The 19,784-nt window shown below is 72.7% G+C and carries 16 protein-coding genes and 1 pseudogene; 13 read left to right on the top strand and 4 right to left on the bottom strand.

Going from position 1 to position 19,784, the window contains the following annotated elements; translation table 11 throughout:
• Nucleotides 1-57: 57 nt before the first annotated feature.
• Nucleotides 58-1,806, bottom strand: a complete 1,749-nt coding sequence (locus OTB16_RS25310; RefSeq protein ID WP_267723100.1) for a bifunctional 3'-5' exonuclease/DNA polymerase — start codon at nt 1,804-1,806, stop codon at nt 58-60.
• A 283-nt stretch (nt 1,807-2,089) separates the two neighbouring features.
• Between OTB16_RS25310 and OTB16_RS25305 the strand changes: the two genes are divergently transcribed.
• The 3 genes from OTB16_RS25305 (at nt 2,090) to OTB16_RS25295 (ending at nt 5,271) form a co-directional block, all read left to right on the top strand.
• The gene (locus OTB16_RS25305) at nt 2,090-3,274 is read left to right on the top strand and encodes a DUF2786 domain-containing protein (RefSeq protein ID WP_420717796.1); all 1,185 of its coding nucleotides are present in this window, start codon (nt 2,090-2,092) and stop codon (nt 3,272-3,274) included.
• A gap of 40 nt (nt 3,275-3,314) precedes the next feature.
• Nucleotides 3,315-4,907 carry an FUSC family protein gene (locus OTB16_RS25300; protein WP_267723098.1) on the top strand — a complete coding sequence of 531 codons (1,593 nt, stop codon included), beginning with the start codon at nt 3,315-3,317 and terminating at the stop codon, nt 4,905-4,907.
• A 118-nt stretch (nt 4,908-5,025) separates the two neighbouring features.
• Nucleotides 5,026-5,271, top strand: coding sequence for a DUF397 domain-containing protein (locus OTB16_RS25295; protein WP_069920830.1), 246 nt, complete (start codon nt 5,026-5,028; stop codon nt 5,269-5,271).
• 123 nt (nt 5,272-5,394) lie between these two features.
• On the opposite strand, the gene OTB16_RS25290 is transcribed toward OTB16_RS25295, so the two are convergent.
• Nucleotides 5,395-5,904, bottom strand: coding sequence for an ATP-binding protein (locus OTB16_RS25290; RefSeq protein ID WP_267723096.1), 510 nt, complete (start codon nt 5,902-5,904; stop codon nt 5,395-5,397).
• 356 nt (nt 5,905-6,260) lie between these two features.
• Between OTB16_RS25290 and OTB16_RS25285 the strand changes: the two genes are divergently transcribed.
• The 9 genes and pseudogenes from OTB16_RS25285 to OTB16_RS25245 all read left to right on the top strand — a co-directional run.
• Entirely contained in the window at nt 6,261-7,139 is an 879-nt protein-coding gene (locus OTB16_RS25285; RefSeq protein ID WP_267723095.1) for a helix-turn-helix domain-containing protein, read from the top strand.
• Nucleotides 7,140-7,228: 89 nt separating this feature from the next.
• Nucleotides 7,229-8,686 (top strand): aldehyde dehydrogenase family protein, encoded by a 1,458-nt coding sequence (locus OTB16_RS25280; RefSeq protein WP_267723094.1) that lies wholly within the window; start codon nt 7,229-7,231, stop codon nt 8,684-8,686.
• A 61-nt stretch (nt 8,687-8,747) separates the two neighbouring features.
• Complete coding sequence (mrdA, locus tag OTB16_RS25275) at nt 8,748-10,841, top strand: penicillin-binding protein 2 (RefSeq protein WP_267723093.1); 2,094 nt, start codon at nt 8,748-8,750, stop codon at nt 10,839-10,841.
• Nucleotides 10,842-10,964: 123 nt separating this feature from the next.
• Nucleotides 10,965-11,477, top strand: a complete 513-nt coding sequence (locus OTB16_RS25270) for a DinB family protein (RefSeq protein WP_267723092.1) — start codon at nt 10,965-10,967, stop codon at nt 11,475-11,477.
• Between the two features lie 13 nt (nt 11,478-11,490).
• Nucleotides 11,491-12,105 (top strand): PadR family transcriptional regulator, encoded by a 615-nt coding sequence (locus OTB16_RS25265; RefSeq protein WP_267723091.1) that lies wholly within the window; start codon nt 11,491-11,493, stop codon nt 12,103-12,105.
• An 86-nt stretch (nt 12,106-12,191) separates the two neighbouring features.
• Entirely contained in the window at nt 12,192-13,190 is a 999-nt protein-coding gene (locus OTB16_RS25260) for an ATP-binding cassette domain-containing protein (RefSeq protein WP_267723089.1), read from the top strand.
• Between the two features lie 35 nt (nt 13,191-13,225).
• Nucleotides 13,226-13,972 (top strand): ABC transporter permease, encoded by a 747-nt coding sequence (locus tag OTB16_RS25255; protein ID WP_267723127.1) that lies wholly within the window; start codon nt 13,226-13,228, stop codon nt 13,970-13,972.
• 93 nt (nt 13,973-14,065) lie between these two features.
• On the top strand, nt 14,066-14,824 hold the full coding sequence (locus OTB16_RS25250) for a MerR family transcriptional regulator (protein ID WP_267723087.1): 759 nt from the start codon (nt 14,066-14,068) through the stop codon (nt 14,822-14,824).
• A 174-nt stretch (nt 14,825-14,998) separates the two neighbouring features.
• Nucleotides 14,999-15,667 (top strand): annotated as a pseudogene (locus OTB16_RS25245) (VTT domain-containing protein); the annotation flags it as partial.
• 202 nt (nt 15,668-15,869) lie between these two features.
• Here OTB16_RS25245 and OTB16_RS25240 read toward each other — a convergent pair.
• The gene (locus tag OTB16_RS25240; RefSeq protein ID WP_267723085.1) at nt 15,870-17,510 is read right to left on the bottom strand and encodes a threonine/serine exporter family protein; all 1,641 of its coding nucleotides are present in this window, start codon (nt 17,508-17,510) and stop codon (nt 15,870-15,872) included.
• Nucleotides 17,511-17,701: 191 nt separating this feature from the next.
• The gene (locus tag OTB16_RS25235) at nt 17,702-18,196 is read right to left on the bottom strand and encodes an inorganic diphosphatase (protein WP_267723126.1); all 495 of its coding nucleotides are present in this window, start codon (nt 18,194-18,196) and stop codon (nt 17,702-17,704) included.
• A gap of 162 nt (nt 18,197-18,358) precedes the next feature.
• Between OTB16_RS25235 and dacB the strand changes: the two genes are divergently transcribed.
• Complete coding sequence (dacB, locus tag OTB16_RS25230; RefSeq protein WP_420717795.1) at nt 18,359-19,783, top strand: D-alanyl-D-alanine carboxypeptidase/D-alanyl-D-alanine endopeptidase; 1,425 nt, start codon at nt 18,359-18,361, stop codon at nt 19,781-19,783.
• Nucleotide 19,784 lies beyond the last annotated feature (1 nt).

Here is a 19,784-nt window from a genome sequence, read left to right as displayed (position 1 = left end):
GCCGGTGCTGGGCCGGTTCCGGGCGGGCCCGGCCCCGGGGTCAGACCCGGGCCGCGGTCACTTGGCGTCGGCGTAGCACTCCACGATCGCCGTCGTGAACGGGAACCGGACCGGGGTGTCGCCGAAGGTGATCCGCCCGGCCCGGTCCCCGGCCGTGCGGATCGCCTCGGCGACCGCCGCGGCCTCCTCGGCGGGGCAGTGCACGATCACCTCGTCGTGCTGGAAGAACACCAGCTCGGCCCGCATCCCGGCCATCGCCTGACGCAGGGCCGCGAGCAGCAGCAGGGCCCAGTCCGCGGCGCTGCCCTGCACCACGAAGTTGCGCGTGAAGCGGCCGCGGGCGCGGGTGTTGGTCGAGGCGTAGCTCGGGGTCCAGGCGTCGTCGCGCTCCTGGGGGAGGCCCGCCTCGCCGCCCTCCCCGCCGCCGTTCCCGTTCCCGTCCCCGTACGCGTCGGCGTCCGCGTCGGCGGGGGTCGCGGGGGGCGGGCTGGTGCGGCCCAGCCAGGTCCGTACGAGCCGTCCCTCCTCGCCCGCCCGGGCGGCGTCGTCCACGTACGCCACCGCCAGGGGGAAGCGGCGGCGCAGTGCGGCGAGGTTCTTCAGGCCGTCGCCGGAGGTCTGCCCGTAGACGGCGCCGAGGACGGCGAGCTTCGCCTTGTCCCGGTCGCCGGAGAAGCCCTGGCGGGAGACGGCGGTGTAGAGGTCCTCGGGCCGGCCGGCCACCTCCATGAAGGCGGGGTCGCGGGAGATCGCGGCCAGGACGCGGGGTTCCATCTGGTCGGCGTCGGCGACGACGAGCCGCCAGCCGGGGTCGGCGACGACCGCACGGCGGATCACCTTGGGGATCTGCAGGGCCCCGCCGCCGTTGGTGATCCAGCGGCCGGTGAGGGTCCCGCCGGGGATGAACTCGGGGCGGAAGCGGCCGTCGTGGACCCAGTCGGCGAGCCAGCTCCAGCCGTGGGCGGTGTAGATCCGGTACAGCTTCTTGTGCGCGATCAGCGGCTCGACGGCGGGGTGGTCCAGCTCCTGGATCTCCCAGCGGCGGGTGGACTTGAGTTTGATCCCGGCTTCGGCGAAGGCCCTGATCACGTCGGCGGGCAGGTCGGGGCGCACGCGGCGGCCGAACGCGGCGGACACCTCGTCGGCGAGTTCGGCGAGCCGGCGGGGTTCGCCGCCGCCGCCGTACCGCTCGCCGAGCAGGTCGGTGAGCAGGGCGCGGTGTACGTCGGCCCGCCAGGGCAGGCCCGCGCGGTTCATCTCGGCGGCGACGAGGAAGGCTGCGGACTCGGCGGCGACGAGCAGCCGCATCCGGTCGGGGTGGGCGGTGGCACCGAGGCGGGCCGCCTGGTCGGCGTGGACCGCGAGCAGGGCGTCGAGGGGTACGGGAGCGGGCTGGGGGTCGAAGAGGGAGTCCTGCGTGCCGGGCACGGCGGCCCGCTGCGGCGGATCGGGCGGTACGGGCTCGTTCCTGAGCCGGGCCCAGGCGGCCGCCGCCGACCGGGGCTCCCCGAACCGGCCCTCGTGGCCGAGCAGCAGCAGCTCGGCGTCCTCGACGTCGTGGCACCGCTCGACGCGGGCGCCTGCGGCGAGCAGGCGGGGGTACACGGCGGCGGTGGACCGCCACACCCATCGCGTCCCGGCGGGGGCGGCCCGTACCGCCTCGGCGGGGTCGCGGACGCGGAGCCGGGGCCCGGCGGGGCCCTGCGGGGTCCCGGTCCCGGTCGGGGGCCCGGGGGTGACGGGCGCGGCGTGCCACCACCCGTCGGCGTCCTCGGCGAGGGCCCACCGGCCGGCGTTTTCGCTCACGGGTGCGAGTGTCCCACCCGGGTCTGACAGGGGGGTGGCGCCGTGCCGGGCCCCGGCCGGGGGCTCGGGGGGTTCTGGCCCGTGCCGGGGCTCGCGGGGTTCGGGCGGGCGGGGGAGCCGGGCTCGGGTGCCGCGCCGTTGCCGGGGCTCCGCCCCGGACCCCGCGCCTCAAACGCCGGCGGGGCTGCGATGGCAGCCCCTCGGCGGGGTCGGAGTGGGTGCCCGGCGGGGCTGGAACGGGCCGGGCGGGGGTGGAGCGGTGTCGGTGGGGGGACATGCCAAGCTGAAGGGTGTGAGAGACCTTGCCGAGACCGTCGACCGAGCCTTCGCCGCCGCCCTCTACGCCCAGGACGACGCCGGGCTGGACACCGGCGCGTCCGTGCTCGTCGCCGAGCCCGCGCTGTGGCCCGGGGTGGGGCAGGAGCTGCTCGCGCGCGGGGAGGCGTACGTACGGCAGGGCTGGGAGCGCGGCTGGCAGCCGGCCGACGTGCTGCGGCTGGTGCGCCGCGACCTCGACGAGCGGCACCTGAGGATCACCGGCGACCTGATCGCCGCCGAGGCGCGCCGCTACGCCCGGCTCCCCGCCCGGTGGACGGACGCCGAGGCGTGGTGGGGGAGCGACGGGGAGTACGCCGACCAGCTGGCGCAGCGGGAGCGGACGGACCGGTTCACGCTGGCCGGCGCGGTTCTGGAAGTGCTGCGGCTGCTGATCCGGCTGCCCTCGATCGAGCCGGTGGGCCCGCTGCCGGGCGACCCGGCGGACCCCGGGGAGCACGCGCACATCGAGCCGCGCATGCTCGGCCGCATCCGGGCCCTGCTCGCCAAGGCCGAGGCGACCACGTTCCCGGAGGAGGCGGAGGCGCTCAGCGCCAAGGCCCAGGAGCTGATGGCCCGGCACACCGTGGACGAGGCGCTGCTCGCGGCGCGCGGCGGCGGGCCCGCGCGGGTGCCGGGGGCGTCCCGGATCGGTGTCGAGCCGCCGTACGAGGAGGCCAAGGCGGTCCTGCTCGACGCGGTGGCCACCGCCAACCGCTGCCGGGCGGTGTGGAACAGCGGCTTCGAGTTCTCCACGGTGGTCGGCTTCGAGAGCGACCTGGAGGCGGTGGAGCTGCTGTACACCTCGCTGCTCGTGCAGGGCACGGCGGCGATGACCCGCGCGGAGGCCGCGCAGCGCTCCGGCGGGCGTAAGCGGACGAAGACCTTCCGGCAGTCGTTCCTGCTCGCGTACGCCAGCAGGCTCGGCCAGCGGCTCGCCGAGACCGCCGAGCACACGGCCGCCGAGGCCCCGGACAACCTGCCGGCCCTGGTGGCCCGCGACGTGGCGGTCACCTCCCGGGCGGACGAGATGTTCCCCCGCACCACGACGACCCGGCTGCGCGGCGCCACCGACCACGCGGGCTGGGAGGACGGCACGGCGGCCGCCGACCGCGCCCACATGGGCGGCAGGCGCAGCCCGCTGCCCCGCTGACCCGCAGCCCGCAGACCCGCAGCCCGCCGGCCACGCCGCGATGATCGCCGCCGGCGGGGTGGTCCAGGCGCTGCTGATCGTCCTCTTCCCCATCCGCCGCTGGGGCGCCCAGCGCGACGCCCTGGCCGACGCGCTCGCCGCCGAGGCCGACTACGCCCGGCGGCTGCGCCACGATCCCCACGCGCCCTTCGACCCGCAGCCGCTGATGCGGGCCCGCGCCGCCGCCACCGTCAGCGCCCGCCAGGCCCGGCGGCGCCCCGCCGAGCTGCACGGCGCGCGGGGGCTCGCCGAGCGGATCCGGCCCGTGCTGGCGTCGCTCGCCGATCCGGCCGTGGGGGCTCCGGCCGAGGGGCCGGCCCGGGACCGGGTGCGGGAGCTGCTCGCCGCCGCCGGGTCGGTGCTCGACGCCGCCGCGCGGGCGATCCGGCACGGGGAGCCGGTCCGGCCGCCCGCCCCGGCCCTCTCCGTCCGGAGGTCCCCCGACACGGCGGACCTCCTCACCGGCGCGCCGCTGCGGGCCGCGCGCCGGCTCGCCGCGCTGCTGGACGACGTACGGGAGACGGTCGAGCCCGGCTCGGGGCGCACCGCCGAGCCGGGGGAGTCGATGCTGCGGCCCACCCTGTGGCGGATGGCGCCGCTGGTCCTGAAAACCGTACGGGCGGAGCTGCGGCCCGGGTCGCCGATCCTGCGGCACGCCCTGCGCGTCACCGCCGTGGCCTGCGCGGGCCTGGTGATCGGACTGGCGCTGCCGCTCGGGCACGCCTACTGGGCCCCGATGGCCTCAGTGATGGTGATGCGGCCGGACTTCACCCAGACCTACTCCCGCGCCGTCGCCCGCTTCGCCGGGACCCTGGTCGGGGTCGCGGTCGCCACCGGCATCGTGCAGCTCGCCCAGCCGGGCATGTACCTGTCGGGCCTGCTCGCCGTGGTCAGCGCGGGCCTGATGTACGTCCTGATGCGCACCGGGTACGCCGTCGCGCAGCTCTTCGTCTCCGCGTACGTCGTCTTCCTGCTCGGCATGGGCGGGGTCCGCTGGGACCAGACCGTGCCCGACCGGGTGACCCTGACGCTGGTCGGCGGGCTGCTCGCGATGGCCGCCTACGCCCTCTACCCGGCCTGGGAGACCCCGCGGCTGCGCACCCGTCTCGCCGACTGGCTGGCCGCGGACGGACGGTACGCGGCCGCCGTGCTCGGCCAGTACGCCGATCCGGCCGGGGCCCGTCGCGCCGACGTCCGCGAGGCCCTGCTGGACACCCGCGACGCCCGCATCGCCTGGCAGGACGCGCTCACGCGGGCGGCGGGAGAGCCGGTGCGCCACCGCGGTCTGTCCCGGGCGGCGGCCGAGGGGGCGGGGGACGCCCTGGCGGCGATGGGCCGCCACGCCATGCTGCTGGAGGCCCACCCCCCGGACCGGGACGGGGCCCCGGTGCCGGGCGCGGCCGAGTTCGCCGGGGCGCTGCGCGACGCGACGGAGGCGGGGGCCAAGGCCGTACGGGAGCGGCGCGTCCCGCAATGGGACGGCGTACGGGCCCTGCTGACGGCCTGGGACACCCCGGCGTCGGGAGTGCTGCGCGGGGCGGCCGAGCAGCTCGTGGACTCCCTCGACGAGGTGTCCGAAGCGCTGCGGCCCTGAAGGGGGCCCTTTTGTGATCAGTGGACCACCCTCCGTGCACGTGCATCTGCCCATGCAGGCACTTATGAACACAGCTATGATCCGGTGCAGTTGACATCTGCACTATCGGGGGCTTCCTGTGGACCACGCGTACAACGGGATGGCAGCTGCAGAACTCGCTTCCTTGTTTGAGCTGACGTGGCAGAAGAGCAGACACAGCAACTCGCAGGGCTCTTGTGTGGAGTTCGCGAGACTGCCCGGCGGCGACGTCGCCATGCGCAACTCACGCTTTCCCGATGGACCGGCGCTCGTGTACACGCCCGCCGAGATAGAGGCGCTGCTCCTGGGGGTCAAGGACGGCGAGTTCGATCACTTGATCGGCTGAAGGAACAGCGCACCCATACAAGCCATGCACGTGCACGGCCGGGATTGATCGCAGTGATCAATCCCGGCCGGCTGGCGTGTACGGGGCGGGTCCGCCGCTGTTGCCGGGCGACGGCGCCGCGGCTCAGTCGTGGAGCAGGAACAGCGCCCAGACCACCTTGCCGGTGAGCCGTCCCGCGAGCGGGTGCCAGCCCCAGCTGTCGCTGTAGGAGTCGACCAGGAACAGCCCGCGGCCGGACTCCAGGTCGAAGTTCTCCTCCGTGCGCTCCGGGGAGAAGGCCCCGCCGGGCCGGTCCTCGCTGGGGTCGCGCACCGCGCACACCAGCCGCGTGCTCCACCGCATCAGGTGCAGCCGTACCGGCGGCTCAGCCTCGGCGCACGCACCCCGCGCGTCCTCGGGCAGGGCATGGCGCAGCGCGTTGGTGACGAGCTCGGAGACGACCAGCGACACGTCGTCGAAGCGGTCGTCGAGACCCCACTGGCACAGTGTCGAGCGGGTGAAAGTGCGGGCGCCCCGCACCGCCTCGAACCGGGCGGGCAGAGCGCAGGAGGCGGACCCGGAGACAGCCGTGGGGTCGACCGGGGGAAGCCCCTGCCGTAACGGCTCGAGCATGGTCGATCCATTCGTCCCCATGCGAGGCACTCCCGGGATTCGCGGGCGAAGCGGCGGCCTCGTCCAAAGAGAACTGCGGGGTGGGTCCGTGCGCCGGCGCGAACAGCACGCAGGTGCGCGGGGACCATCGTTCCGAATGGCGGAGCCGGATGCAAGGGCAGATGCACGTGCATGCGCCGGACCTGTCCACTCACGTGACGGTTCTTGCTCATTTCTTCCTACGTATACGGACGGACTTCTTTCCCCGGAGGCGGGATTCCGTTACAGAACGAGTACGGGCGGGTGCGTTTTGGTGGCAGACTGCGGCCCTGGGGTACGGGGGCCCCGCTGGCTGTCCCGCCCGCACGAGAGTGCGGAAGGGGCGCACATCCATCGCGATGGGGAGGGCAGGACTAGTGACCGCAGAAGCCAGCGGTTCTGTGGTGCGCCGAATCCTCCTGGGCTCGCAGCTCAGGCGACTCCGTGAATCCCGCGGCATCACCCGCGAGGCGGCCGGCTACTCGATCCGCGCATCCGAATCGAAGATCAGCCGCTTGGAGTTGGGAAGGGTGAGCTTCAAGGCACGGGACGTCGAGGACCTCCTCACGCTCTACGGGGTCACGGACGACGCGGAGCGCGAATCCCTCCTGGGACTGGTCCGCGAGGCCAACGCCACCGGCTGGTGGCACAGTTACGGAGACGTACTGCCCGGGTGGTTCCAGACGTACATCGGTCTGGAGGGCGCCGCCTCGCACATCCGCATCTACGAGGTCCAGTTCGTCCACGGACTGCTCCAGACCGAGGCCTACGCCCAGGCCGTCGTCCGCCGCGGCATGCCCGGCGCCACCACGGCCGAGATCGACCGGCGGGTCGCGCTGCGTCTCGAGCGGCAGAAGGCCCTCGTCTCCGAGAGCGCCCCGGTCTTCCACGCCGTGCTCGACGAGGCCGCCCTGCGCCGCCCGTACGGCGACCGCGACGTCATGCGCGGCCAGTTGGAGCACCTCATCGAGATCTCCCAGCGGCCCAACGTGCAGCTCCAGGTCATGCCGTTCTCCTTCGGCGGCCACGCGGGCGAGAGCGGGGCCTTCACGCTGCTGCGCTTCCCCGAGTCGGACCTCCAGGACATCGTCTATCTGGAACAGCTCACCAGTGCCCTCTACCTGGACAAGGACGAGGAAGTGGGGCAGTACGGCAGGGCCATGGAGCGACTCCAGGCCGACTGCCCGGACCCCGGCCAGACAAGGGATCTTCTTCGCGGTCTGCTCCAACTGTCTTGATTCGCACGTACTATGACGTCTGATCAGTGCATGACGACCGATCGGTCTCCGGTGCAGCGCACGGGTGCGCGCTCGCAGTAAGGGATGGCATGTCCATATTCAGCGACCTGGCTCACCAGTACATCGACGGCGAATGGCTGGCCGGTACCGGTTCGTGGGACATCATCGACGTCAACCCGTACAACGGCGAGAAGCTCGCCGCCATCACCGTGGCCACCGTCGAGCAGGTGGACCAGGCCTACCGCGGCGCCGAGCGCGCCCAGCGCGACTGGGCCGCCACCAGCCCCTACTCCAGACGCGCAGTCCTGGAGCGCGCCCTGCGGATCACCGAGGAGCGCGAGAAGGAGATCGTCGAGGCGATGATCGACGAGCTCGGCGGGACCCGTCCCAAGGCCGAGTACGAGGTCCACAGCGCGATGGAGTTCATGCGCGAGGCGATCCAGCTGGCCGTACGCCCCGAGGGCCGCATCCTGGCCTCGCCGGTCGAGGGCAAGGAGAACCGGGTCCAGCGCCTCCCGGTCGGCGTCGTCACCGTGATCAGCCCGTTCAACTTCCCCTTCCTGGTCACCCTGAAGTCCGTCGCCCCGGCCCTGGCCCTGGGCAACGCCGTCGTGATCAAGCCGAACCAGAACGCGCCCGTGGTCGGCGGCGGGGTCATCGCCAAGATCTTCGAGGACGCCGGACTCCCCGCGGGCCTGCTGAACGTCCTGGTCACCGACATAGCGGAGATCGGCGACGCCCTCCTGACGCACCCCGTCCCGAAGGTGATCTCCTTCGCCGGCTCGGACCGCGTCGGCAGGCACGTGGGAGCCGTCGCCGCCCGTCACTTCAAGCGGACCGTCCTGGAGCTCAGCGGGAACAGCGCGCTCGTCGTCCTCGACGACGCCGACCTGGACTACGCGGTGGACGCGGCCGTCTTCAGCCGGTTCGTCTACCAGGGCCAGGTCTGCATGGCCGCCAACCGCATCCTGGTCGACGCCTCCGTCGCGGAGGAGTTCACCGAGAAGTTCACCGCCCGGGTCCGCGCCCTGAAGACGGGTGACCCGCACGACGCGGACACCCACATCGGCCCGCTGATCAACTCCTTCCAGGCCGACGCCCTCACCGCGCTCGTGGACCGGGCCGTCGCCGAGGGCGCGCAGGCGCTCGTACGCGGTTCTACGCGCGGCAACCTGGTGGAACCGACCGTCCTGGCCGGTCTCCCCGAGGACTCCCCGCTGCTGGGCCAGGAGATCTTCGGCCCGGTGGCCCTGCTGGTCGTCTTCGACGGTGAGGACGAGGCCGTACGGCTGACCAACCTGACCCCGTACGGGCTCAGCGGCGCGGTGCACACCCGGGACGTGGAGCGGGGCGTGCGCTTCGCGCAGCGCATCGAGACGGGGATGATCCACGTCAACGACTCCACGATCGCGGACGAGCCGCTGGCCGCCTTCGGCGGGGAGAAGGCATCGGGGCTGGGGCGGCTGAACGGCGAGGCGACGGTCGAGGCGTTCACGACCCAGAAGTGGATCTCGGTGCAGCACGGGCGGACGCGTTTCCCCTTCTGAGGGGAGCCCGATCTACACTCGACCGGGCGTACGCGGAGCAGCCGCCCGGGGGAGAGCAGAGTTGAGCAACATACCCGAGACCGGCCGGACCCCTCGGGTCCAGAACCGGCTCGTCGTCATCCAGATCGTCGTCTTCTCGCTCCTGCTCACCCTGGGCGGAAGACTCTGGTACCTCCAGATACGCAACGGCCAGGAATACACGGACGAGGCCAAGAACAACCACGTCCAGCGGGTGGTGCAGCCCGCGGTCCGCGGCTCGATCCTCGATTCGCGCGGGGTCCCGCTCGCCGACAGCCAGACCCACCTCGTGGTCTCCGCCAGCCGCACCGAGCTGCTCAAGATGAAGGACCGCGGTACGGGTGTGCTGACGCGCCTCGCCGGGGTCCTGGGCATGAACCCCCAGGAAGTCGTCGACAAGGTCAGGCTGTGCGACGCCAAGACGCCGCAGCCCTGCTGGAACGGTTCTCCCTACCAGCCGATCCCGGTCAGCGACGAGGCCACCACCGAGCAGGCGCTCCAGATCCACGAGCACGCCGAGGACTTCCCCGGGATCACCGCCGAGCCCACCGCGATGCGCCGCTACGCCGGACCGGACGGGGCCAACACCTCCCAGGTGCTCGGCTACCTCTCCCCGGTGACCGACGAGGAGATCGCCAAGGCGAAGAACTCCGACTCGCCGTACCTGCGCTCCGACCAGGTGGGCCGCTCGGGCCTGGAGCGGACGTACGACAAGGACCTGCGGGGCAAGGCCGGGATCACCCGCTACGAGGTCGACAACCTGGGGCGGGTCACCGGGCAGGGCCAGACCGACAGGTCGCAGCCCGGCTCGAACGTGGTGACCTCGATCGACTCCCGGGTGCAGGCGGTCGCCGAGCGCGAGCTGAACAACGCCATGGTCGAGGCCCGCAAGACGTTCGACAAGAACAACACCCGCAAGAACTACGTGGCGGACTCGGGCGCCGTCGTCGTGATGGAGGCCAAGACCGGCCGCGTCGTGGCGATGGCCTCGAACCCGACCTACGACCCGAACGCCTGGGTGGGCGGCATCTCCGGCAAGGACTACGCCAAGCTCACCGACAAGAAGTCGAACTACCCGCTGCTGAACCGGGCGATCCAGGGCCAGGCGGCCCCGGGCTCCGTCTTCAAGGTGGTCTCCTCGACGGCCGCGGTGAACGCCGGCTACCCCTTCAACCGGCGCTATCCCTGCCCGAGCTCGTACTCGGTCGGCTCCCAGACCTTCACGAACTTCGAGTCCCAGGGCTACGGCGACATCACCATCGGCCGCGCCCTGGAGGTCTCCTGCGACACGGTGTACTACGCCATCGCGGACCAGGAGTGGAAGAAGGACGGCGGCATCAACCCCAAGAAGAACCCCAACGACTGGTTCTTCAAGACCGCTCACGCGTTCGGCCTGGGCAAGCCCACCGGCATCGACCTGCCGAACGAGGTCCCCGGCCGGGTCCCCGACCGCAAGTGGAAGCAGGACTTCTTCGAGGCGAGCAAGGCCGCCTGGTGCCGCGACGGCAAGAAGAACGGCACCTTCGCCGAGAAGATCGCCTACGAGAACTGCCGCCAGGGCGACCAGATGCGCGAGGGCGACGCCATCAACTACTCGATCGGCCAGGGCGACACCCTCGTCACCCCGGTCCAGATGGCCTCCGTCTACGCGGCCATCGCCAACGGCGGCACCCTCCACCAGCCCAGCGTCGGCAAGGCCGTCGTCAGCGCCGACGGCAACTCGGTCCGGGAGATCGCCCCGAAGGTCCAGGGCAGGCTGCCGATGGACGCGAAGCTGCGCAACGACATCGACGGGGCCCTCGCCGACGTGGCCACCACCGGCAGCGCCGCCTGGCGCTTCGGCGGCTGGCCGCAGAAGCAGATCCCCATGCACGCCAAGACCGGCACCGCCGAGGTCCAGGGCAAACAGACCACCTCGTGGTTCGCCTCGTACACCGAGGACTACGCGATCGTCATGACGATCTCCCAGGGCGGCACCGGCTCCGGCGCCTCGGGCCCCGCGGTCCGCAAGATCTACGAGGCGATGTACGGGCTGGACGAGAAGGGCGGCCAGGACCTCGCCAAGGCCCTGCTGCCGGAGCCGGCCACCGCGCTCCCGGCGCTCCGCCCGGACGACGCCGGGAACGCGGCGCGCTGAACGGCGATTGAGGACGGGAACTGACCGCAAGGCTCCGTAGCGTGGTTCTTGTCAGCAGGGGAAGGCACCCCTCCCCCCGAGACCTGACATCCACGAGAACCCCACGGAGAGAAGGCGTCGGCCATGGCTCAGGTTTCCACAGAGGTCCCCGGTGACGAGCGCGGCACGCTCCTCGCCTTCGTCGAGGCCCAGCGCGCCGCCCTGCGCGAGGCGGCGGAGGGTCTGAGCGAGGAGCAGGCGGCAAGCCGCCCCAGCGTCAGCGAGCTCTCGCTGTCCGGGCTGCTCAAGCACGCAGCGGAGTGCGAGCTGGGCTGGCTGCGGATGGCGCAGGGCAGGCCCGATGAGACCGTGCGTTCCGAGGCGGACTGGAACGAGGCCTTCCGCCTGGTCGAGGGGGAGAGCGTCCCGTCCGTCCTGGCCTACTGGGACGGGGTCGCGCGGGAGACGGCGGCCTTCATCGCCGCCGTCCCCAGCCTCGACGACAGCTTCCCGCTGCCGCCGGCGCCCTGGTTCCCCGCGGACACCAAGGTCTCGATGCGGTGGCTGCTCCTGCACCTGATGGAGGAGTTCGCCCGGCACGCGGGCCACGCGGACATCATCCGCGAATCCCTCGACGGGACCCGCGCGATGGGGTGAGTAGCCTGGCCCCATGTCTGCGATCCGGCTTCTCGTCCTCGGTGCCGTCCGCCAGCACGGGCGGGCGCACGGGTACCAGGTGCGGGGCGACCTGGAGTACTGGGGCGCGCACGAGTGGTCCAACACCAAGCCCGGATCGATCTACCACGCGCTCAAGCAGATGGCGAAGCAGGGCGTCCTGCTCGCGCACGAGGTGGCGCCGAGCGCCGCGGGGGGCCCGCCGCGCACCGAGTACGAGGTCACGGCGGCGGGCCGCGAGGAGTACTTCAAGCTGCTGCGGGAGGCCCTCGCCGCCTACGACCAGAAGGCGGACCTCCTGTCGTCGGCGATCGGCTTCATGGTCGACCTTCCCCGGGCCGAGGTCCTGGAGCTGCTCCGGGAGCGGCTGGGGAAGCTGGCGCGGTGGCGCTCGTCGGTGACGGACTACTACACCCCGGAGACCGGTCCGCAGGCCCTGGGGCACATCGGCGAGATCATGCACCGCTGGGTGTACTCCGCCGACGCCGAGGCGGAGTGGACCCGGGGGCTGATCGCCCGGATCGAGGGGGGCGCGTACTCCTTCGCGGGCGAGGGCGGCGAGCCGTTCGTGGGGGTCCTGGCCGACGGCCAGGAGAACCCCTACGCGTAAGCGGTGTAATCAAGTTTGACTAGCCCCTCCCAGGGCAGTACCTTGGCGCAGCTCGCTACTCAAGTTTGACTAGCAAGGGAGTCGCTTTGACGATCTTCGTCGAAGGCGTTCACAAGAGGTACGGGAACAAGCCCGCCCTCGCCGGGCTCGACCTGGAGGTCCCGTCCGGCACCGTCCAGGCGGTGCTCGGCCCCAACGGGGCCGGCAAGACCACGGCCGTACGCGTCATGAGCACCCTGCTGCGCCCCGACGCCGGAACCGTCCGGGTCGCGGGCCACGACGCCCGGACCGACGCGGCGGCCGTCCGCTCCCGGATCGGGCTCCTCGGGCAGCACGCGGCGCTCGACGAGGAACTCGACGGCCGGCAGAACCTGGAGATGTTCGGCCGCCTCTACCACCTGGGCGCCCGGCGGGCCGGGCAGCGGGCGGACGAGCTGCTGGACCGCTTCGGCCTCGCCGACACCGGCCGCAAGCCGGTGAAGCAGTACAGCGGCGGCATGCGCCGCCGCCTCGACCTCGCCGCGTCGCTCATCACCGACCCGGAGGTGCTGTTCCTCGACGAGCCGACCACCGGACTCGACCCGCGCGGCCGCGCCGAGGTGTGGGGCGCGGTCCGCTCCCTCGTCGGCGGTGGTACGACCGTCCTGCTCACCACCCAGTACCTCGAGGAGGCCGACCAGCTGGCCGACCGGATCGCCCTGGTCGACGGCGGCCGGGTCGCGGCCGAGGGCACGGCGGACGAGCTGAAGTCCCTGGTCGGGGCGGACCGGATCGTCGTCGTCCTGCGGGATCCGGACCGGCTGGCGGAGGCGGCCGCGCTGCTCCCCGACCCGGTGGTGACCACGGACCCGCCGACGCTCGGCTTCCCGGTCCGGGACCGGATGGAGGGGCTGGCCCTGACCTTGCGGGCGCTGGAGGGGGCGGGCATCGAGGCCGCGGACCTCGCGGTCCGCCGGCCCACGCTCGACGAGGTGTTCCTGCACCTGACGGACGGGCCGGACGGGCCGCACGGGCCCGGCGGGCCCGGCGGATCCGGCGGGGCGGCCCGGGCCGGCCGCGCCGACCGTACGGAGGTGTCCGCGTGAGCGCCGCCGCATGGGTGGTCTCGGACTCCTGGACGATGACCCGGCGCGAACTGGCGCACTGGGCGCGGCAGCCGGTCCAGGTGGTCGTCGGGCTGGTCTTCCCGGTGATGATGCTGCTGATGTTCGGCTTCCTGGTGGGCGGCGGGCGCGGCGTCGACGGCGAGTACGTCGAGTTCCTGGTCCCCGGCATGCTGGTGCTGACCATGGCCTTCGGCCTGGAGAGCACCATGACGGCCGTCACCCAGGACCTCGGCAAGGGGGTCATCGACCGCTTCCGCGCCATGCCGATGTCCTCCTCGGCGGTACTGGTCGGCCGCAGCGCGGCCGACATGCTCCAGTCGGCGGTGGGCCTCGCCGTCCTGGCCGGGGTCGGCCTGCTGCTCGGCTGGCGCTGGCACGGCTCGGCGGGCGCCGCGCTGACGGCCTTCGCGCTGCTCCTGCTGCTGCGCTTCGCGATGCTGTGGATCGGGATCTACCTGGGCATGGTCGCGGGCCGGCCGGAGCTGGTGCAGGCCGTGCAGATCCTGGTCTGGCCGGTGGGCTTCCTGTCCAACGCCTTCGCCAGCCCGGCGTCGATGCCCGGATGGCTGGGGGCGGTGGTCGAGTGGAACCCGATGTCGGCGACGGCCACCGCGGTCCGCGACCTGTTCGGCAACCCCGCGGCGGCCTCCTCCTCGTGGGCCTTTGACCACGCCGGCCTGCTGGCCGTCGGCTGGCCGCTCCTGCTGCTGGCGGTCTTCTTCCCCCTGGCCGCGGGCCGCTTCCGGGGCCTCAGCCGCTGACCGGCCCCCGGATTCCCGGCGGGGCGGACTTGCACCTCACGCGGCGTGAGGAGCCACAGTGAAGGGCGTACCCAACCGAGAGGAGCGGAAGAGATGGGCTACTCCGTGGGCCAGGTCGCCGGATTCGCCGGAGTGACGGTGCGCACCCTGCACCACTACGACGAGATCGGGCTGCTCTCCCCGAGCGGCCGCAGCCACGCGGGGCACCGGCGGTACGACGACGCCGACCTCGACCGGCTGCAGCGCGTCCTGTTCTACCGGGAGCTCGGCTTCCCCCTCGACGAGGTCGCGGTCCTGCTGGACGACCCGGAATCGGATCCGCGGGAGCATCTGCGCCGGCAGCACGCCCTGTTGTCCGACCGGATCGCCCGGCTCCAGCAGATGGCCACGGCCGTTGAGAACGCCATGGAGGCGCAGAAGATGGGCATCAACCTCACGCCCGAGGAGAAGTTCGAGGTCTTCGGGGACTTCGACCCCGACGATCACACGGAGGAGGTGGAGCGGCGCTGGGGCGGCACCGACGCCTACGCCGAGTCGCAGCGGCGGGCCGCGACGTACACGAAGGACGACTGGCGGCGGATCCAGGACCAGGCCGACGACCTCAACCGGCGTCTCGCCGCGCTGATGGACTCGGGCGCCTCCGCCGAATCCGAGGCCGCCATGGACCTGGCCGAGGAGCACCGCGGCTGGATCAGCGGGAACCACTACGCCTGCTCGTACGAGATGCACAGCTGCCTCGGCGAGATGTACGTCGCGGACGAGCGCTTCACGGCCTATTACGACGCCCTGCGGCCCGGCCTGGCGGTGTTCGTGCGGGACGCGATCACGGCCAACGCGATCCGCAACGTGTAGCCGCACGGCCGTGCTGAAGCCCGCCGTGTAGACGGAAGGTCACGGATTCGACCCCCGCCGGTCCCTGGAACCGGGCGGGGGTCGTGTGCGTTGATAATTGAGACTGCCCGCACCCGCCCGCCCGCCTGCCTGCCTCCGCCGGCACCCCCCCCGATCCAGGAGAGTCCGGAAACCGTGTACACGATTGCGCTCGGCCCTGAGTGGCTGTCCCCGGACTATCTGATCTCGCACTTCGGTCTGATCGGCATCCTGGTCATCGTCTTCGCGGAGTCGGGACTCTTCGCGTTCCTGCCCGGCGACTCGCTGCTGTTCACCGCGGGTCTCCTCGTCGCGGACGGCCAGTACATCAAGCAGCCGCTGTGGCTGGTCTGCACGCTGATCGTGGCCGCCGCGATCATCGGCGACCAGGTCGGCTACATGATCGGCAAGTTCTTCGGGCCGAAGCTCTTCAACCGGCCCAACTCCAAGCTGTTCAAGCGGGAGAACCTCGACAAGGCCCACGAGTTCATGGACCGGCACGGCCCGAAGGCCATCGTGCTCGCCCGCTTCGTGCCGATCATCCGCACGTTCGCCCCGATGGTCGCCGGCGCCGGCTCGATGAGGTACCGCACCTTCCTGACGTACAACATCATCGGCGGCATCGGCTGGGGCGCGGGCGTCACCCTCGCCGGGTACTGGCTCGGCCAGATCGAGTTCATCAAGACCAACGTCGAGCCGATCCTGGTGGGCATCGTCCTCATCTCGGTGATCCCGGTGGTCTTCGAGGTGCTGAAGGCCCGCAAGGAGGGCAAGGCGAAGGCCGTCGAGGCCCCGGCCGTCGGGAACGAGGGTCCGCAGGCCCCGGGCCAGCGCGGCCGCCACGCCAAGCGCTAGCCCGCCCGCGGCGCCGCAGCAGCCCGCACCCCGGTAGCGCCCCGCACGCCCCGGAGGCCCGCACAGGGCCCCGGGGCGTACGTGTGCGCCGAGAGGGCCCGTACGGAGGGCGTATGCGGTACCGGGGCGCGGTAGGCGGGCCGCGCGGTACGCGGGCGGGAAGCGGCGCGGGCTAGAAGCCGCGGGTGCGCTTCGCCGCGCGGCGCTTGGCGGCGCTCGCGGCCCCCGGGATCCGCATGAACATCCGCGAGGCCTCGGAGCCGAGGTTGACCCCGATCGCGATGGCCAGCGCGATGGCCGCGGCGTTGGTCAGCGAGCCGAGCCCCTGGCTCAGCTCGTTCTCGGCGATCAGCAGCAGCCCGTAGTACGTCGCCGAGCCGGGCAGCAGCGGGCCGATGGCCGCGGTCACGTACGGCAGGGCGGACGCGAAGCGGTAGCGGGAGAAGAGCTGCCCGAACAGGCCGACCAGGCCGGCCGCGATGGCCGTGGACGGCACCGGCTCCAGGCCTCCCGCGTAGTGCAGCGCCCCGTACGTCGACCAGGCGATCCCGCCGTTCAGCGTCACGATCCACACGGTGGAGCGCTCCTGCTGGAGCAGGATCGCGAAGGTGAACACCAGCACCATCGAGGCGGCGATCTGGATCAGCGGCCGCTGCTGGATCTGGAGCACCTCCTCCGGCCGGGGCGAGGCGTCGAACTGCAACCCCACGTAGAGCACGACCAGCACGCCCAGGATGATGCCGATGAAGAGGTACATGACCTCCAGCAGCCGGGCGGACGCGGTGATGTAGTAGCCGGTCAGGCCGTCCTGCACGGCCGCGACCAGGGCCCGCCCGGGCAGCAGCGCGAACAGCCCGCCGGTGATCACGGCGGACGCCTTGACGTCGATCCCGGTCATGTTCAGTGCCACGCCTATGGCGGCGGGCGGCATCGCGGCGACGACGAACTGGTAGAACTCGGGCAGTCCCCGGCCGGCGCAGAGCCATGCCAGCCGGTCGCCGAGGACCGCGCCGATCGCGGCCGCGAAGAACACCAGGACCCCGCCGCCGACGAGCGTGGAGGCCGCCCCGGCGAGCAGCCCGGCGGCCGTCGTGAGCATCCAGCCGGGGTACGGGTGCCGGTTGCGGCGGATCTCGGCGAGGCGCCGGTAGGCCTCCTCCAGCGAGACGTCGTCATGGGTGCTGATGTCGTCCACCAGCCGGAAGACGGCCGCGAGGCGGTTGTAGTCGGTGCCGCGCCGGCGCACGGTGCGGTTCGCCGACACCGGGTCGTCCACCAGCGAGGGCTGGTGGGTGATCGACAGCATGGTGAAGGTGACGGTGGGCTCGCAGCGGTCCAGCCCGTACGAGCGGGCCACCGCGAACATGGCCGCCTCGACGTCCTCGGCGGCCTCCCCGCCCGCGAGCAGCAGCTCGCCGATGCGCAGGGTCAGGTCGAGTACGCGGCCCACGGCGGGGCCGGTGTCCTCGGCCTGCTTGTACACGCGGTCCGGGACGGGGCGGACGTCGACCGGCATGCGCAGCATGGTGCGCATCCGGTCCTGCCAGGGGGACTCCTTCATCCGGGTCACGGGGAACCCCTGGCCGGGGGTGTGGGCGGGCGGGGAGTGGTGGGCGCTGTACGTGGCGGGGTGGGCGAACGCGGATCCCTCGGGTTCCACCGGGAGGGTCGCGAAGCCGTCGGGCACCGAGAACTCGGAGGTCGGCTGGTCCTCCTCCGGCGCCTCGGGCGCCATCCCGTGCGGCGTGGTGAAGGCGCTGCGCGCCTCGTCGGACTGGGGCTTCCTGTCCTCTGCCCCGTCGGCCTCCGCCACACGTCCTCCTGTCCGCGATCATCCCCGTGATCATCCGCGCCTTCAGTATGCGGAATCGATTCGTCCCCGGCGAAAGGGGGCGGCCCGCACCGGCAACGCACAGCGGGCGGCACCCCCGACGGGGGTGCCGCCCGCTGTCGCGTGCGAAGGCCGGGGGCACCGCGCCCCTCGGACCCGCTCACCGGCGGAACCTAGTGGTGGCCGCCCTGCGCCTCGAGGCGCTTGTACGAGTTCTCGATCTCGGCCTCGGCCTCGGTGCGGCCGACCCAGTTCGCGCCCTCGACCGACTTGCCCGGCTCCAGGTCCTTGTAGACCTCGAAGAAGTGCTGGATCTCCAGGCGGTCGAACTCGGACACGTGGTGGATGTCGCGCAGGTGCTCGACACGCGGGTCGGAGGCCGGCACGCACAGCAGCTTGTCGTCGCCGCCCGCCTCGTCCGTCATGCGGAACATGCCGATCGCGCGGCACTTGATCAGGCAGCCCGGGAAGGTCGGCTCGTCGAGGATGACCAGCGCGTCCAGCGGGTCGCCGTCCTCGCCGAGGGTGTTCTCGACGAAGCCGTAGTCGGCCGGGTAGCTGGTCGAGGTGAAGAGGCGTCGGTCCAGACGGATCCGGCCGGTCTCGTGGTCCACCTCGTACTTGTTCCGCGAACCCTTGGGGATCTCGATGGTGACGTCGAACTCCACGTCCTGCTCCTCCATGATCAGCTTCATTGCTTCGGGACTGCATTGCCTCGACCGCGCGCGCGTCGGCCCAGCCCTGCCGGGTGGGCTGCCATGCTCGCGGCAATGCGCAGTGGTTAAGTGTCCCTCACGCATATGTGTGATCGCGAAAGGGGCTGGTCCGAGGTGCCATTGCTCAAGACGTGGCAGCTCATCGCGGGGTCGGCCGCCGTTGGCCTGGCCCTGTCGGTGGCGACGGTGTCCGCCGCCGGTCCTTGGGACTCCGGCCAGCGTAAGGCCGAGCGGGACAGGGTCACCTCCTGGGGCCGCACGGGTGGCGCAGATCACGGTGCCGGGCCGCTGCCGCGGCCCGCGCCCAGTGCCCCGGGAGTGCTCGGAGCCGTCGGTCCGGGCGCCGTGCGCGGGCAGGCCGCGGCCGCCCCCGAGGGGCTCGGCGCCGCGCTCGGCCCGCTGCTCGCCGACCGCGCGCTCGGCACCGTCCGCACCGCCTCCGTCGTGGACACCGCCACCGGGCAGGTGCTCTATGAGTCCGGGGCGCGGGACGCGATGACCCCCGCCTCCACCGTCAAGATCGCCACCGCTGTGGCGGCGCTGTCCGCGCTCGGGCCCGAGCACCGGATCCGTACGTCCGTCGTGCGGGGCGCCGCCTCCGGGCAGATCGTCCTGGTGGGCGGCGGCGACCCCTCGCTCACCGCCCGCAAGAAGGCGCCCGCCGGCTCCGGCGGCAGCCTCGTCGCCCTCGCCGCCGACACGGCCCAGGCCCTGAAGGCCGCCGGAACCGCCTCCGTGAGCCTCGGGTACGACGACTCCCTCTACACCGGCCCCGCCCGCCACCCGATCGGCGTCAACCCCAACCTCGCGCTCGTGACCGCCCTGACGGCCGACGAGGGCCGCCCCGACGAGTCCGCCTCCGGGCCCGTGGAACGGTCCGAGGACCCGTCGAAGGACGCCGCCCGCGCCTTCGCCGCCCTGCTGGCCGAGCGCGGCATCACGGTCACCGGCGAACCCGCCCGCGCCAAGGCCCCCGCGGACGCCCCGCCGCTGGCCGCCACCCTCTCCACCCCGCTGGCCGGGCTCGTCGAGCGGATGCTGACCAACAGCGACAACGACATCGCCGAGGCCCTCGCCCGGCAGACCGCCCTCGCCTCGGGGCAGCCCGCCGGCTTCGAGGGCGCCGAGAAGGCCGTCGCCGCACGGCTCGCCTCCCTCGGCGTCGACACCGCCGGCTCCCGCTTCGCCGACGGCAGCGGCCTGGCCCGCGCCGACAAGGTCAGCGCCGGCCTGCTGACCGGGCTGCTGGCCAAGGCCGCCGACCCGGGGCGGCCGGAGCTGCGGCCCGTCCTGACCGGGCTGCCCGTCGCCGGGTTCACCGGCACGCTGCGCGCCCGCAACGCCGGCTCCTCCCCGGCCGCGGGCCTGCTCCGGGCCAAGACGGGCACCCTGACCGGGGTGAACTCCCTCGCCGGAACCGTCGTCGACTCCTCCGGCAGGCTCCTCGCCTTCGCCTTCCTCACCGCGAACAGCCCCGCCCCCGAGGGCGCGGAGAAGGCCCTGGACAAGCTGGCCGCGGCGGTGGCCGCCGCGTCGTAGG

The sequence above is a fragment of the Streptomyces antarcticus genome (genome assembly GCF_026627255.1).
Lineage (GTDB): Bacteria > Actinomycetota > Actinomycetes > Streptomycetales > Streptomycetaceae > Streptomyces > Streptomyces antarcticus.
The sequence above is the reverse complement of the archived record's forward strand: the minus strand, read 5'-3'. Positions and strand labels throughout refer to the sequence as shown.

Coding starts and splice junctions, on each gene's coding strand:
- OTB16_RS25300 (WP_267723098.1), top strand. CDS start 3,315: ATGATCGCCGCCGGCGGGGTGGTCCAGGCGCTGCTGATCGTCCTCTTC.
- OTB16_RS25290 (WP_267723096.1), bottom strand. CDS start 5,904: ATGGGGACGAATGGATCGACCATGCTCGAGCCGTTACGGCAGGGGCTT.
- OTB16_RS25285 (WP_267723095.1), top strand. CDS start 6,261: ATGGGGAGGGCAGGACTAGTGACCGCAGAAGCCAGCGGTTCTGTGGTG.
- OTB16_RS25280 (WP_267723094.1), top strand. CDS start 7,229: ATGTCCATATTCAGCGACCTGGCTCACCAGTACATCGACGGCGAATGG.
- OTB16_RS25270 (WP_267723092.1), top strand. CDS start 10,965: ATGGCTCAGGTTTCCACAGAGGTCCCCGGTGACGAGCGCGGCACGCTC.
- OTB16_RS25265 (WP_267723091.1), top strand. CDS start 11,491: ATGTCTGCGATCCGGCTTCTCGTCCTCGGTGCCGTCCGCCAGCACGGG.
- OTB16_RS25255 (WP_267723127.1), top strand. CDS start 13,226: ATGACCCGGCGCGAACTGGCGCACTGGGCGCGGCAGCCGGTCCAGGTG.
- OTB16_RS25250 (WP_267723087.1), top strand. CDS start 14,066: ATGGGCTACTCCGTGGGCCAGGTCGCCGGATTCGCCGGAGTGACGGTG.